The sequence below is a fragment of the Streptomyces apocyni genome (assembly GCF_009739465.1).
Taxonomy (GTDB): Bacteria; Actinomycetota; Actinomycetes; order Streptomycetales; family Streptomycetaceae; genus Streptomyces; species Streptomyces apocyni.
In genome coordinates, this window is the sequence record NZ_WHOM01000078.1 from 144231 (window position 1) to 158874 (window position 14644).

General features: G+C 69.3%; 12 protein-coding genes. 3 read left to right on the plus strand and 9 right to left on the minus strand.

What is annotated here, in order from left to right; genetic code table 11:
• Positions 1 to 11: 11 nt before the first annotated feature.
• Complete coding sequence (locus tag GCN81_RS29245) at positions 12 to 599, minus strand: hypothetical protein (protein ID WP_156727563.1); 588 nt, start codon at positions 597 to 599, stop codon at positions 12 to 14.
• 193 nt (positions 600 to 792) lie between these two features.
• On the minus strand, positions 793 to 1521 hold the full coding sequence (locus GCN81_RS29250; RefSeq protein WP_156727564.1) for a hypothetical protein: 729 nt from the start codon (positions 1519 to 1521) through the stop codon (positions 793 to 795).
• A 606-nt stretch (positions 1522 to 2127) separates the two neighbouring features.
• Between GCN81_RS29250 and GCN81_RS29255 the strand changes: the two genes are divergently transcribed.
• From GCN81_RS29255 to GCN81_RS29265, 3 genes are all read left to right on the plus strand, one after another.
• Complete coding sequence (locus GCN81_RS29255; protein WP_156727565.1) at positions 2128 to 2784, plus strand: response regulator; 657 nt, start codon at positions 2128 to 2130, stop codon at positions 2782 to 2784.
• Between the two features lie 453 nt (positions 2785 to 3237).
• Positions 3238 to 3804: a response regulator transcription factor gene (locus tag GCN81_RS29260; RefSeq protein ID WP_231627059.1), complete on the plus strand. Its 567-nt coding sequence runs from the start codon at positions 3238 to 3240 to the stop codon at positions 3802 to 3804.
• Between the two features lie 65 nt (positions 3805 to 3869).
• Positions 3870 to 4055 carry a hypothetical protein gene (locus GCN81_RS29265; protein ID WP_156727566.1) on the plus strand — a complete coding sequence of 62 codons (186 nt, stop codon included), beginning with the start codon at positions 3870 to 3872 and terminating at the stop codon, positions 4053 to 4055.
• A 68-nt stretch (positions 4056 to 4123) separates the two neighbouring features.
• On the opposite strand, the gene GCN81_RS29270 is transcribed toward GCN81_RS29265, so the two are convergent.
• From GCN81_RS29270 to GCN81_RS29300, 7 genes are all read right to left on the minus strand, one after another.
• Entirely contained in the window at positions 4124 to 4975 is an 852-nt protein-coding gene (locus GCN81_RS29270) for an ABC transporter permease (RefSeq protein WP_156727567.1), read from the minus strand.
• Positions 4972 to 5712 (minus strand): ABC transporter ATP-binding protein, encoded by a 741-nt coding sequence (locus GCN81_RS29275; protein ID WP_231627061.1) that lies wholly within the window; start codon positions 5710 to 5712, stop codon positions 4972 to 4974. The genes GCN81_RS29270 and GCN81_RS29275 overlap by 4 nt, the downstream gene beginning before the upstream one ends.
• A 42-nt stretch (positions 5713 to 5754) precedes the next feature.
• The gene (locus GCN81_RS29280; protein WP_156727568.1) at positions 5755 to 7917 is read right to left on the minus strand and encodes a peptidase domain-containing ABC transporter; all 2163 of its coding nucleotides are present in this window, start codon (positions 7915 to 7917) and stop codon (positions 5755 to 5757) included.
• Complete coding sequence (lanM, locus tag GCN81_RS29285) at positions 7914 to 10772, minus strand: type 2 lanthipeptide synthetase LanM (protein WP_197287829.1); 2859 nt, start codon at positions 10770 to 10772, stop codon at positions 7914 to 7916. The genes GCN81_RS29280 and lanM (GCN81_RS29285) overlap by 4 nt, the downstream gene beginning before the upstream one ends.
• Positions 10773 to 10876: 104 nt before the next feature.
• Positions 10877 to 11068: a class II lanthipeptide, LchA2/BrtA2 family gene (locus GCN81_RS29290; protein WP_156727570.1), complete on the minus strand. Its 192-nt coding sequence runs from the start codon at positions 11066 to 11068 to the stop codon at positions 10877 to 10879.
• A 67-nt stretch (positions 11069 to 11135) separates the two neighbouring features.
• A complete protein-coding gene (gene lanM / locus GCN81_RS29295) occupies positions 11136 to 14246 on the minus strand; it encodes a type 2 lanthipeptide synthetase LanM (protein ID WP_197287830.1) in 3111 nt (1036 codons plus the stop codon).
• A 64-nt stretch (positions 14247 to 14310) separates the two neighbouring features.
• Positions 14311 to 14496, minus strand: a complete 186-nt coding sequence (locus tag GCN81_RS29300) for a plantaricin C family lantibiotic (RefSeq protein ID WP_197287831.1) — start codon at positions 14494 to 14496, stop codon at positions 14311 to 14313.
• Between the last annotated feature and the right edge of the window lie 148 nt (positions 14497 to 14644).

Consider the following 14644-nt stretch of genomic DNA (forward strand, 5'->3'; position numbering starts at 1 on the left):
TTCGGCCGGCGTCACGAGGCGCCGGTGCGCAGGTCCGCGTATCTGGCTATCTGCACGGCGAGCAACAGGATGGTGAGCGTCTCGGCGAACGAGGTGCCCAGCAGGGCCGGGTGACTGGGTTCGCCGGCCCAGTACACGGCGAGTGCGGCCAGGGGCGCACCGCAGAACGCCAGTAGGTCAGCGCCGAGTTGGAGCCGTTTGCGGTTCCTGCGGTGGGCGTCAGAGCGGTGCACCCGCTCCCAGCCGAACGCCTCCGTGAACGGGGGCGCGGCGGCTGGGGGCGCCGGGGCGGTGGCGGCGGCGGCAGCGGCCTCCAGGTGGGGGGCGGTGTGCTCCCGTACGTAGCGGCCGATCGCGGAGATTTTCTCGTCGTTGACCACGTAGGTCCAGCCGAGAATGACGCACACCGGCGGCATCAGCAGCAGGAGTCCGGGACGGGAGGGGCCTTGCAGAACGGCGGCGACGATCGCGGCCATCGAGGCGAGCGTCACGTAGAGCAGGTTGTCGCGGAAGCCGATGCGTGCGCGCTGCTCGGCCTTGAGGTGGTCGTACTCGACGAGCAGCAGGTGGCTCGCCGTGACGTTCTCGATGTGGGACACAACACTCCTTTGCCGAAGGGTCGTTGGGGATCGTGCCGGTGGTTGCTCACCGGCCGCGAGAGCTGGCGTCGGCGGGCGCGTCATGTGCTCGCATCGCTCGGCGACGGCCCTCGCCCGGAGGGGGAGGCGCGCCTCACACCGGTCTCAGATCTCCGATCTCAGGACTCGGGTCCCACGTCTCACGTCTCACGTCTCACGACATCGAGATCGTCGCGTCCCCCAAGCCACTGACCGCCGACGTCCGGTCCGGGTCGCCCGACCTGATCAGCGTGCAGGTGATCTTGATCTGGTCCTGGTCCGTGATGTCGACCGCCAGTTGTCCGACGGCGCTGGACCGAACGGTGACCGGTTCGCCCATCCGGTTGCCGGACGCGTTGAACACCTTGATCGAGCCGACCGACGCGATCGAGTTGCCAGTGTCGGCAGGCAGGCCGACCGTGGCCGTCAGGCGCTTGTAGCCGCTGACGTTGTACACCGCCTCGTCGCTGCTGGAGGTGTCGCAGCCGATGCGGATGCTCTTGGGGTAGTTGGTGCCGCGCATGGTCACGGGTGAGGTGTTGACGTAGCCGCGGTCGCTCACTCGGTCCAAGTCCGCCAGGTACACCTCTGCGGGCTGAGGGGACTCCCCTGTCCCGCCGTCGATCGGTTCGCCCGTCGGCGACTCGCTGCCGCCGTCCCTCGTGGGCGAGGACGACGACCCCGACAGTGGTGTCGGCGACGCCGTGACTGTCTGGGTGACAGTGACGGTGACGGTCGGCGCCGGTTCGGCCCGGTCGGAGGACGAGCCGACGTCGCTCGCCCGTCCTCCGACAAACCCGGTCACCACGGTCGCCACAAAGACCACAGTCAGCTCCACCCACCGCGGACCGAAGTGCCAGCGCGACCGCTTCGGCCTGTCCCGCTCCTTCTTACTGAGGTCCATCTCACCCCTTGTGCTGCGGACTCGCGTGAGCGGAACGAACAGGCCCCTGAGGGCGATTGGTTACCTGGGAGTAAGCAGGATGTTGTCGTCGCACGCGCATGAAGGCGACTCACACTAGGGCCGGTCCGCCACACATGCGCGACAATCGCTCCCTTGACCCCAGCGATGGAAGCACGGGTGCAGAACTGTGTTGTGTGGGCGCCGAGTTGGCGCCCCTTGCGCGGATATGTGCGCCCCCTCGCGCGGGATGTATGCGCCCCCTCACGCGACGTACGATCACCGACCCGATGCGCGCTAGGGGTTCGTTTGGATCACCGTGCGAACCACCGTGGAGGCCCTCGGCATAGAACCCGGCCAGGTAGATCGTGGCTGTCCTCTCATAGCGCGTTGGCGATGCCGCGCGTTCACCGCGATGCGGCAAATTGCGGCGCGTCGCGGGGCGTGGCCGCCACAGCCGAACTACAGGGACCGACCCTCCTGCACCATGACCCAGGTCACAGACCCGGGCCTGGTGGGTTGTTCAGGACGCTTTGGCGCGGCCTTTGGCGCGACCCGGCTGCCGTAGTCTTCCGCCACGGTCAGCGGTTGTCGGAGAAGGGGCGCAGGGTGATTCGGGTCGTCGTCGTGGACGGCGAGCAGCTGGTCCGTTCCGGACTGAAGTTGATCTTGAGTTCCGCCGGGGACATCGAGGTGGTGGCCGACTGCGGCGGCGCTGAGGCCGTCGAGGCCGTCAGGGCCCACCGGCCGGACGTGCTACTGCTCGACATCCGGATGCCTGACGTGGACGGCCTGACGGTACTTCGGCAGGTCACTGCCCTGGAGTCGGCGCCAGGCGTGGCGATGCTGACCACGTTTGACGCGCGTGAGTACATCGACGAAGCGCTGCGCGCGGGGGCGGCGGGATTACTGATGAAGAACACCGCCCCTGAGCAACTGGTCCATGCGGTACGGGTACTGGCCGTCGGCGGCAGGATTCTGGCGCCCGAGGCCACGAGCGCCGTGATCGACGGGTACCTGACCGCCAGCCGCGAGATCGAGGCGGCGCGAAGCGTGGAGGCGCTGACCGTACGTGAGCGTCAAGTGCTGGCTCTGGTCGGCGCGGGCCTGTCCAACTGGGAGATCGCTCGTCGGCTGCGCCTGTCCCACGGCACGGTCAAGGACCACGTCAGCTCGCTGCTCGCCAAGCTGGGCGGAGTCAACCGCGTCCAGGCAGCCGTAGTTGCCGATCGCGCGGGCATGGTCGGTCGGCGCACCGGCGGGTGAGGGGTGAGCCTGGGCTCTCCGACCGGGGGCGCCCGCTCAACGGATCGCCCACGCGATCGCGGGAGACGGCTGCGGCAGGTCTGCGTGGAGGCGGGTTTCAGGGCTGCGTCGTCTTCCGGTCTGGCGGTCATCCGGCAGGCCGGGATTCGATTCCCGCTCATTCCGCGGAAGGAGATCTGTCGCGCCGACCCCCGCCGGGTGGCGGGGGTCGACTCCCGTCGATTAGCCGGGCATTTCCGTCAATCTCCTTGGAGTTACCTGTCAGTTGCGACCCCTTAGCTGCGAAAGCTAGGATCGGCGGGCGTTGACATGGGGCGCCAACAGGCGCCTGTACGGGGGAAGTGCAATATGAGGGATAGCGAAGACAGCCCTACGACCATTGGGCTAATTGTCGCGAGAATGTCACTGCGGCGAAGGCTGAAGCGTCTTTTCGCCGGGCGAGGTTGGCATTCCGTGGAGGTGGAGGGCGGCCCGGCCCTTACACCGTGCGATGTCCTGGTCGTGGACATCGACCGACTCGAAGAGGTCCACGACCCGGTGCCGGTCGCGGCGGTGACCTACGGCGCCGAGATGCGGCACCCCGGCCTCCTGGAGGCCGATGTACGCGCCATCGTGGACCGGGACGACCTTGACGACGCTTTTCTGGAGGCCGTGCACGAGGTCGCCGCGGGGAACGGGTGGATCTCGCCCACGCTTGTACGTCCACTGTTGCGCGGCCCACACACCGCGCACAGCGCGCACAGCGCGGAAGCCGCGCAGCAGCCCGCGCACACCGCAGCGCGTGTCCGGCGGCGCGATCCGGCGCTCACCGCCCGCGAGTACGAGGTCGTGTCACTGGTGACGCAGGGCATGAACAACAGCGAGATCGCCGGAGCCCTCTATATCGCCGAGAGCACGGTGAAGTTCCATATGTCGAACATCCTGCAGAAGACCGGGTTTCGGGACCGGAGCCAACTCGCGGCACGCGTACCCACACGCGTACCCGCACGCGTACCCGCACGCCTTTCCGTCGCCCGATAAGCGACAACGTACATACGTATACAAGGCGCGAGACACTAGACACTAGACACGAGAAAGAGACCGTTATGGGGAACAAGAAGGAAACTCTGCGCTGGGCCCCGGTGGCGATTCTGCTGGTTCTGGCGATCATCGCCCCGCTCTTCGGGGACAGCCCCACCGCCGTGGTGACCCCGCTGCTGCTCGCCATCATCCTGGCCAGCGCCAATGGTGTGCAGCTGAAGCGGGAACGGGCCGCCCACGACGCGGGCTGAGAAGCCGACCGGCCGCCGGGGTGCGAACGCCGGCGGCCAGGGGGTCAGGGGGTCAGGGGGTCAGGGGGTCAGGCGACCTCGTAGCGCGCGAAGCGCAGGCCCCCCAGCGCGCCCGTCACGACGGCGTACAGGGCGAGGACCAGGAATCCGAGTGCCTGTGGCGCGCCCTCGGCGTCGGCCGCCGCGGTCATGATCGTGCCGCCACCGGCGATCTCCCCGGCCCCACCGGGCAGCAGGTTGCCCAGGCCCGGGCTGCCCAGCTGGGAGGCGAGAATCCGCAGCGTCGGCTCCAGGAACTGGGTGACCAGCAGGATGCCGACGATCGCGACGACCTGGTTGCGTACGAGCGCGCCGACAGCCACGCCGATCGCACCCCACAGCGTCATCACCAGCACGCTGCCCGACAGGGCGCCGAGCACCGGGCCGTCCATGAGGTACGGGGATTCCCCGTGCCCCGACAGCAGCGCGGCCGCGACCAGCGCGCTCGCGCCCACCGACGCGGCCCCGTACACGAATGCCGTGCCGAGACCGACCAGGACCTTGGCGCCGTACACCCGCATCCGGCGGGGCTCGGAGAGCAGCGTGGCGGTAATGGTGCGCGAGTTGTACTCCTGGGTCACCAGGGCGGTCCCGATACCTAGCGGGAAGACATAGGCGAGCGCGACCGGGAGGTTGTACGCGGGTACGACCTCGTCCGCCGAGTCGAAACGGAGCGGACTTCTGGGGGCGTTGAGGCCGCCGAAAACGACAAGCGCCGTGAGACCGGCGCTGCACACGACCATGGTGAGCAGCAGAATCCACCACAACCTGGTGGTGGTGAGCTTCCGCAGCTCGGTTGAGACTTGCGAGCCCAGCGAGAGTTGCGAGTCCAGGGACACTTGCGAGCCCAGCGAGGGTTGCGAGCCCATACTCGTCTTCATGCTCGTCCTCCGATTCCGGCCTGTGTAAGGCGCATAAAGGCCGACTCCAGACGCTCGTCCGTCTCCAGCAGGCCGCTAAGCGGTTGTGCGCAGAGCAGTCGCCCGTGGTGCATGAGCAGTACGTCGTCGACGATCTGCTCCATCTCACCGAGCAGGTGGCTGGAGAGCAGCACCGTCCCGCCCCCCGCGGCGTACGAGCGCAGGAACCGCCGTAGCCACAGCATCCCTTCGGGGTCGAGACCGTTGCTCGGCTCGTCGAGGATCAGCAGCTCCGGGTCGCCGAGGAGCGCGGTGGCCAGCGAGAGCCGCTGTTTCATCCCGGTCGAGTAGCCAGAGACCGGACGGTCCGCGGCCCCTTCGAGGCCGACGTCCGCCAGCAGCCGCGCGATCCGCTCGGGTCCACAGCCCGCGGCCCGGGCATAGCAGCGCAGGTGGCCGCGGCCCGTTCGTCCGCCCAGGAACGCGCCGCCGTCCAGGCCGACCCCAACCCTGCGGGTTGGCGTGGGCAGTTCGCCGTACGGGCGGCCCCAGAACCGCGCGGTGCCCTCGGTGGGCCGGATCAGCCCGAGCAGCATGCGCAGCGTCGTGGTCTTTCCGGCTCCGTTGGGGCCGAGGAAGCCGGTGATTCTGCCGCGCGCCACATCGAAGGAGACGCTGTCGACGGCTCTCGTACCCTGGAACTCCTTCGTGAGGCCCCGGACCGAGATCACGTACTTCTCTTCCTCCACCTGCTTCACATCTCCTCATCTCCTCAGTACGTCTCGCGGGGCGGCGTTCGCTCAGACCGCGCTCAGGTCGACCTGCGAGCGGATCAGCTCCCGGTACAGGCCGGATTCCGCCAGCAGTTCGGCATGGCGTCCGGTCTGGACCACCCGGCCGTGTTCGAGAACGACGACGAGGTCGGCGCTGACGATCGTGGACAGCCGGTGCGCGATGACGATCCGCGTGCACTCCAGCCGGTCCAGCGCGTCGGCGATCCTGGACTCGGTGACGGTGTCCAGCGCGCTGGTCGCCTCGTCGAGTACGAGGACGCGCGGCCGCCGGGCCAGCGCACGGGCCAGGGCGATGCGCTGGCGCTGGCCGCCGGAGAGGCTGCCGCCCATCTCCCGTACCGGCGTGTGATAGCCGAGTGGCATGGCGGCGACATCCTCGTGGACATGCGCCTCGCGTGCGGCCTCGACCACCGCTTCTATGGTGGCCTCGGGAACGCCGAAGCGGATGTTCTCGGCGATGCTGCGGTTGCTGAGCACGATGTCCTGCGGGACGTACGCGGTGTTCGCGTAGAACGTGTCCGCGTCGATCTCCTGGAGCGATACTCCGTCGTAGGCGATGTCTCCTGACTGGATCGGGTACAGCCCCATCAGGAGCTTGCCCAGGGTGCTCTTTCCCGAGCCCGAGCTGCCGACGATCGCGACGCGCTCCCCGGGCCGGATGTCGAACGAGATGTCCCGCAGCGCGGGGGTCTTGGCGCCCGGGTACGTAAACCCGACCTCGCGCAGCGAGACCGCGCCCCGGATCGCCACGGGCCGGTCGCCGAAGGCGCCCCTGGACTCGGGCTGGTGGAGGATGTCGCCGACCCTGGCCACCTGCGTGTTCGCGGTGATCAGCTGGGTGAAGACACCGGACAGGGACATCACCATGCCCAGGCTGGTGGCGGTGAGCGTCTGCGCCGCGACCGCCGAACCGAGGTCGAGCGAACCGTCCAGGACCAGCCACAACCCCACGGCCAGCACCAGCAGCGGCCCGAACACCTGGAACACGGAGTAGCCACTGGACGCCACGCCCTGGAGGACGATCCGCCGCTGGGTCTGCTCCATGCCCACCGAGTACACCTTCCTCCAGTCGCGGAAGAAGGTGTCGGTCATGCCGGAGACCTTCAGGGTCTCGATCGATGACAGTGCTTCCATCTGGAGCGAGGAGGACTTGGCGGTCTCGCTGATCTCCCGCTCGGTGACCCGGCGGAGCGGCCGGTACATGCACACGGCGACCGTGAGCATGGTGAGAAAGATGGCGAAGGCGGTGGCCCCCAGGATGAACGAGCGGTGGAACATATAGCCGAAGATCACGATCAGACTGCCGACATCGAGCAGGACGGCCGGCAGTTGGCTGGAGATCATGTCCCGGACGGACGTGATGCTGGACAGCCGGTAGAAGAGCTCGCCCTGTGAGCGGTTGGCGAAGTACTTGTACGGCAGATCGAGCAGTTTCCTGAACGTTCTGCCCATCATCGCCTCGCCCAGGCCACGGATCACCGCGGCCAGGCACACCGTACGCAGCAGGGAGAGGACGAAATAGACCGCCATCGGGACCGTGAAGGCCAGCAGGACCAGCGCGATCGGCGAGTTCTCCAGGTATCCGGCGTAGTCGTTGACCGCGTGCTGGGTCGCGATCGGCATGAAGATGGTGAACGAATACAGCACCAGCGACATCACAAACGCCTGGAGCAACGGCCGTCGCGCCCCGCTCAGCGACCGCAGGAACTCCCGCCACACGCTCGGCTCACGGTGGCGCACCGGCTGGTGGTCGGCGGTGGGCGTGGCTTCCAGGGCTAGCCCCGAGTAGTGCCGCTCGAACTCCTCGACCGGGTACTTCCGCCGCCCGGCGGCCGGGTCGACGACGGTGACATGGCGGTCGGTGATCTCCTCCACGACCACGACGTGGCTGTCGTCCCAGTACGCGATGAGCGGGAGGGCCAGCCCGTCCAGGCGGTTGGCGCCGGCCCGGAAGGCCCGTACCTGGAAGCCGCGACCGCGCAGGATGGTCGCTATCTCCTTGATGGTGAGCCCGTCGCGGCCCACCTCGTGCTCGCGCCGCAGCGCGGCGACCGAGTCGCGTGAGCCGTACGCGGACAGCACCATCGCGATGCAGCACAGGCCGCATTCGGACTGGGCGAACTGCTGGACCTCCCGGACTCTGCGAGCCCGGCGGGTACGCACCGTCATGAGCGGCCTCCGAGGCAGCGGGGAAGGGCGGCTTGCGGGTGGTGCAGCATCAGTCGCGCGTAGTGCCAGCCGGAGAGGCCGAGGAAGAAGGAGGGAAGGTGCGGCTCGGTCCCGATGCCGCACGACCAGCCGCCGTCGGCCGCCGCGTAGCGGTCGAGGAAGGCGGTGTGCAACGCGGCGGCTTCGTCACGCAGTTCCGGCCAGTCGAACCGGTCGGCCAGCTGGCACAGGACGGCGATCCGGCCGGCCAGGCCGTGGCAGAAGCTGATGTCGTGGCCGAGATCGCCGTCGGCCAGCCGCTCCACCTCGGGTGCGATGGCGGTCCGGACGCGCCCGGTGGACTCGCCGAGCGCGGTAAGGAGTTCACCGGCCGCGTACGCCACACCCGCGTACCCCTTGCACCAGCCGCTGCCGCTCGCCCGGTCGCGCAGACTCTCGTCCTGCCACCTGTTCCGTACGTAGGCGTGGGCGAACCGCTCCAGGTGGTCCCGGGCGCCGCTGCCGCCGTCGAGGCCCTCGGCGACCATCGCGCTCATAGCGGTGATGCGTCCGAACCGGCCATGCGCGAGGCCCAGTTCACCGGTGTGCTCTTCCGGGGTGCCGTCCACGGTGACCAGGCGCCGCAGCAGCCGCTCGGGCGGGACACCGGTCAGCTCGGGTGCACCGTGCTTCTGGTAGGCGGCGAGGTAGACGAGGTAGCCGCCGTACCCGTTGAGGTAGTCGAAGTCGGCCGCGGTGAGGCTGTCGACATCGAGGGGACGGTCCGCAGGGTGGAGTTCCGTATGGGTGAAGAGGGCGTCGGGCGTGCGGCGGCGCCGGATCTCCCAGTCGGTGACGAGTTCGGAGAGGGCTCCCGTGAACGGCGACATCGCCAGCGGTGTCGTGTCACCCGCGAACGGCGGCTGCGGCTGCGGCTGCATGGCGGCTCGGGAGACCTGTGCGATGTCCACACCGAGCGGCGATGTGCCGGTGAGTGCCTCGGCCTGGGCCAGATAGAGGAGCAGGCCGCCGCCGTCGTAGAGCGGTGCGTTGACCCCGCCCAGGCGCAGCCCGTCGCCTCGCAGTTGGGGCAGCAGCCAGGTCGGCGCCGACTCCTCGCCGACGACGAGGTCACGGAGCGTGCTGTGCCAGGCCGTGGCGTCGGCCAGGTCGGGGAACACCTCGCGGCGCGATGCCCGCCGTACGTCCCAGACGTCGTCAACGGAGCCGGCGAGGGCGTACCGCAGATAGCTGAGATCCCGCTGCGGCGGCCGGGCGAAGAAGGACCGGACAGCGGCCAGCGCGGCCTCCCGGGGAGTGCTGTCGGCGGCGCTGCGCATCTCCTCGTCCAGATCACCCCGCAGCAGACCGGAGTCGCAGTCCACCGTGAAGAACGGCACGTCGAGATCGAGCAGGGCGGCCACCTCCTCGCGGTGCAGCGCGTCCGCCGACTCCTTGGCCGCGCCCCGGTAGTACCGGGGCAGCTTCCCCAGCAGTTCGGCTCGTGCCTCGGTGCTGCCCAGGTGCACGGGGTGGGTGGAGGCCTCCAGGAAGCGCGCGTACACATACGTCGGCCGTACGACCTGACGCACCGCCCAGTCACCGGAAGCCCGTACGGCCGCTTCAATGGCGTCGCGGAGGGTGGCGAGCAGTTCGCGCGCCTCGCCGTACCCGGCGGATATCTCGTCCACCCAGTCGCGGGGGTCCAGCGGTTCGCCCGCCACCTTGGCCATGTTCGAGCCGTGCTCGACGACGACGGGGCTGCGGTCGAAGCGGATGTCGTCCGTCCCCGCGTCGACAACCGTGTACGACGTGAGGTGCTCGGAGGCTCCCGGCCGCACGCAGCCGATTCCGGAGATGTCGATGTCCAGCTTCGCGCCCGCGTAACGGGCGGGAAAGAGCAGGGTGTTGAGCACCGAGTGCTCGATGTCCAGGTTGAGCGCGGCCCCCGCTGACGGGCTCTGCGCCGACGCCGACGCCGACGCCGAGGCCGACGTGTCCGTGGGGCCGTTGGGCAGCGATACCAGGGTCTCGGTGTCGATCACGACGGGGCCCTGGGGTACGGCGATGATGTTCTCGTGGTGCAGATCGGTCGCACCGATCATGCTGAGCAGCGCGGCGACCCGCCCGAAACGCCGGAAGTACTGGGCGCCCTCTGTGACATCGTCGAGATCCGTGTGCTCGATGAACTCCTGCCACACATATGCCGACCGGACGAGCGACCTCGGGTGCAGCGGGCCGAAGAACGAGCCGTCCTCGTCGAGGAGCGTGCGCAACGTCGCGAGCAGGCTCTGGCAGTTGTCCTGCTGCGGCTTGTACACGACCCGCGTTCCGTCGCCGAAACCCACCAGGCAGACCGTGCGGCCGCCCCGGTGGGCGTCGCCAAGGCCGGTGGTGAGCGAGGTGACGGGCCCTTCAGCGCCCAGGAGTTCAGCGAGCTGCCGCCGGTCCGCGGCCAGGGCGCGCAGGACCTCGCGGGCGGTCCGCGCGGTGCGGGCGGTGACCAGACGCAGCAGCCGGTCCAGTTCGGGGAAGCGGGCGAGCAGCGCGCCGCGGCCCTCCGCACCGGCGACCCGGGCGTGGAACGCCTCGTACGTCCCGCCCTCGGCGCGGAAGGAGGCGATGAGGGTCCGTACGCCGGTCTCTACACAGACGCCCATCAGCGAGCGGAGTACGGACTCGACGACGCTCTCGGCGTCGACATCAGCATCGGCTGCGTCGGCTACATCGCCTGCCGCGTCGGCTGCCTCGGCTGCTGCCTCATCCAGGTACCCGGCGATCTGCCGCGCGCAGTCCGTCAGGTACGGCGTGTAGAAGGCGCCGAAGACATCGGCCCTCTCCTCGGTGACGCGCTTCACCAGCTCTTGGGGGTGCACTGTCTGCACTGTCTGCTCTCGGATCGTGGACGGTGGTGGGAGGGTGGGGGCGGGTGCCCCGGAAGTACCGGTTCCGGGGCACCCGTTCCGCGCCGGTTCAGCGATCAGCAGCGCTTGGTGCACCCGCTGGTCGGGCAGCCGCCCTGCAGCGCGGCGCTAGCGCCGACGATCACGCCGGTGGCCGGAAGGATGGTGGGCGTGATGCCCGCGGCCAGGGACTCCGGCGCGTCGGCGAGCTCGACAAGCTCGTCGGCGGAGACGTAACCGGTGGCGTCGTTCATGGCGATGTTGCCCATGAGGGTTCCTTTCACTTGGTGGTGCTCTTCTCGGCAAGGCCCCTGACGGGGCCTCGTTCGTGGTGCGCTAGGCGAAGCGCAGGAGGGAGGGGTAGCCCTCCGGGTCCAGGTGGTGGAGTACGGACCAGGCGAGTCCGGCCTCCCCGACCATGAGGCTGTTGCTGTACGCGTACTTCGTGTCGCACCGCTGCTCGTACCTCTCGACGACCTCGCCGAAGAGGCGCGGATAGAGGTCGTCGATGCCGCCGGTGTCACCGAACACGCCGGTGTCGTCGAACACGCCGGGGAGGCGCTGTGCGGCCAGGGCCACGACTTCCGCGCTGGCCAGGTCGCCGTGGCAGTACGTCGGGTTGTTGCCGAAGCCGCGGCTGACGGTCAGCTCCGCGAGCCGGACCAGCACGGCGTCGGGCACGGACCCGGTCGCGTACTCCACGGCCGTCAGGGAGCCGAGCAGCAGGCCGGGCGCGCCATGGCACCAGCCGTACGAGCGCTCCGGCTCGTCCCACACCCGTGGCCAGTCCCGGTCGCTCGCGTCATAGGAGTCGAGCACCGCGCCGGTGATGCGCAGGCCGAGGTCCCGCACCGGCGCGTCGGCGAACTCGGTGCCGTACCGGATGAGTACGGGACCGATGCCCATCGCACCGTGGGCATAGCCGGTGTACGACGTGACCCGGGCGTCGGCCGTGTCGCGCAGGCCGAGATCGATGCCGCCCAGCGCCCGTACCTCCGCGGCGGCCACGGTCGCCGCCGCCTCGGCCACCGCACGCTTCTCGGCGGGGGTCGTCGCCCGCTCGTGCAGGGCCAGGGTGACGGCCAGGGCCCCGGCGAGGCCGCTCACATAGTCGGTGCCGACCTCGGGACCCGAGCTGCGGGCGAGCTCCCGCGCCAGCTCGCCGGCGCGCGTGCCGTCCGGCTCGTCCAGGAGGTCCCGGGCGACGGCGAGGGCATACGCGGTGCCGGCCAGGCCGGTCATACCGCCGACGGATACGCCCTGTTCGGCGAGTTGACCGCCGCGCAACTGCTCCTCTACGGGGTCGAGGACGCGGCGCGCGGCGTCCGCGAAGTCACGCCGCCCGGTCTCCCGCGCCAGGCCGGCTAGGACCAGGGCGGGGCCGGGGCTGCCGCCGTAGAGGTCGTAGCCGAGGGTGCCGGGGCTCCACTGGCTCTGTGAGTCGGTGGTGACCTGCGGGGCGATCCACGTCGCCGGGTGGCGTGGATCGGTGCTCGCGATCAGGGTCGCCAGCAGCCGGTCGCCGATGCGCTCGGCTTCGGCCACCAGCCGGGCGCGGCTGACCGCCGCGGGCCTGTCCGCCGCGGGCCTGTCCGCTGCGGGGCTGACCGCTGCGGGGCTGACCGCTGCCCGTACGGGGACGAAGCCCGTCCGCTCCTGGTCCGTCGGCAGCTTGTTGACGAAGGAGTAGTCGATCAGCCGGAGTTCACGGGCGATGACGGCCTCGTCGAGACCGTGCACTCGGGCGCGTACGGTCTCCAGCGGCGGCTCGGCCAGGGCGTCCGCCCGGACCACCCGGCCACCCGCGTACAGAGCGCGGCCGCGGGCGGAGTAGGAGAAGTACGGGACGTCCCCCTCGGCCATCTGCCGCACTTCCTCGTCGGCGAGCGCGGGGTTGTCACCGGTGCGCAGGACAACCCGGTTGAGGACCGCGGCACGGACCACCGGATCGGCCATCGCGTGCGGGTGAGTCGCCATGCGCAGCAGCTGCCCGTAGAAGATCGTCGCCTGGTTGACGTGCCGGAACCGCGCATCCCCGAGGAACGTCTCGATGGCCTCCATGACGGCGTCAGGCTGAGCGGCCGCGTACTCCAGGACCCGCCGGAATTCGGCCTTGATGATGTCCCGTTGGGCGGTCACGGGCAGCTCGGTGGCGCGCTGCACGACGAGGTTCGCGTTGGCCGCGGTGGTCTCCGTGGTCACCATGCCGACGAACATGTCGTCGCGGCCGGGGTTCTGGAGGCTGAGTGCCTTGTACGGGGCGCGCTGGCCCGTGTCGTAGCCGATGGCACCGATATCCATGCCGGGGTCCTTGTCCCCCGCCCTGACGACGAGCGGCAACAGCCCGGACCCGATGACCGAGTCCTGAAGGGTGAGCGCCCCGAGCCGGGACGCCGCGCCGTCGTCGTACGCCGCGGGAACGGTCAGCCGGGGCGACAGCAGCGTCTCGGTGTCGATGACGACGGGCCCGTCGGCGCACGACACCATGTTCTCGAAGTGGATGTCGGTGGCCTTGAGGAGGAACAGGATGCCGCCGATGGCACCGATGCGGGCGAAGTAGTCCTTCTGCTCGCCGGCGTACTCCTGCGTGGGGATGAACTCGACGAACCCGCCGTGCTCGGTGGGCAGGACGGAGACGGTGGGCAGATCGTTGCCCAGCCGGTCGTTCATCCAGGAGACGAAGGAGCTGTAGCCCGCTTCGGCGTCCATGGGGTGTGGCTTGTAGAGCACGCGACTGCCGTCGGTGAAGACGATCTGGGCGACGGACTTGCCGCCGTTGTGGGTGTCGCCCTCACCGAGGGAGAGCCGCTCGACCTCCAGAGGCGCGGAACGGCCGTCACCGCCGCGGATCACCGCACTCAACCCGGCTCCCGCGACCTCGATTTCGCGGAGTACCTCGCGGACGTACCGTGCGGACGCCTCGACTTGACAGTCGACCAGGTGGAAGAGGTGGGGGTACCTGGCGAGCAGCTCGCCGTGCCCCTCGTCGCTGTTGGTCCAGCGGCGGAAGGCCGCGTACCGCTCCTCGGGCGTCTCACCGTCGAGGAGACCCTGGGAGCGGTGCCGGTGGAGCTCCTCGACCAGGGTCCGGACCATCAGACGGGAGACGAGACCCGTCTGATGAGCCAGAAAGTCGTCAATGACAGTGTTGTTGTCGGTGGAAACGACAGGGGACGACGCGACAGCGGCGCGGACCTGCTCCGCCCAGGGCTCCACGAAGTGCGCGAAGTAGTCATGGAAGAGGCCGTCGGAGTCGAGTGACGGGTCATATCCCGAGGGCCGCGCGGGCCGCCGCCTCTTCTCATCCTGCGCACCGTCGGCGGCGTGGGCGGTCCGCAGCCGCTCCTCGGCATGCTTTATGAGCTCGGGTGAGGTCAGCTCCGGCAGGTACGTTCGCAGCGCTTCGGCTATGTCGGGTGAGTCGGCTGAATCGACGTGACTCTTCATGAACACCGGGTCCAGGGCAGGGAGATGGGGTGACGCCGGGATGGGGGATCCCGGCGTCATTCGGTCACTGGCAGTTGCTCTGGCACTCAGCGGTGGCAGTGCAGAAGTTCCCGTTGTTCCCCAGGACGTAGCTGGCGCCGTAGCAGCTCAGGGAGGACAGGGTCGTGCCCCAGCCCTGGCCCGCGGCGCTGACGGCGTCGAGGTTCTGGTCACTGATCTCTTCGAGGATTCCGACGTTGGCGTTCGCCATCTGGCCCTCACACCTTTCACACGAGAGAACGGCCTGGCCAAGGCCAGGCCGTCCCGTACTGATCTTGACGACCAGAACGCTAGGCATGTGCGCCGCGAGATACCCCCGTCCAGGGACGGGTTCCGCCCCGTACCAGCGGCCTGCTCCA

Excerpts from the sequence above, each read along its gene's own strand:
- GCN81_RS29250 (WP_156727564.1), bottom strand. The coding sequence starts at position 1,521 with ATGGACCTCAGTAAGAAGGAGCGGGACAGGCCGAAGCGGTCGCGCTGG.
- GCN81_RS29265 (WP_156727566.1), top strand. The coding sequence starts at position 3,870 with ATGGGGAACAAGAAGGAAACTCTGCGCTGGGCCCCGGTGGCGATTCTG.
- GCN81_RS29270 (WP_156727567.1), bottom strand. The coding sequence starts at position 4,975 with ATGAAGACGAGTATGGGCTCGCAACCCTCGCTGGGCTCGCAAGTGTCC.
- GCN81_RS29280 (WP_156727568.1), bottom strand. The coding sequence starts at position 7,917 with ATGACGGTGCGTACCCGCCGGGCTCGCAGAGTCCGGGAGGTCCAGCAG.
- GCN81_RS29290 (WP_156727570.1), bottom strand. The coding sequence starts at position 11,068 with ATGGGCAACATCGCCATGAACGACGCCACCGGTTACGTCTCCGCCGAC.
- lanM (WP_197287830.1), bottom strand. The coding sequence starts at position 14,246 with ATGAAGAGTCACGTCGATTCAGCCGACTCACCCGACATAGCCGAAGCG.
- GCN81_RS29300 (WP_197287831.1), bottom strand. The coding sequence starts at position 14,496 with ATGGCGAACGCCAACGTCGGAATCCTCGAAGAGATCAGTGACCAGAAC.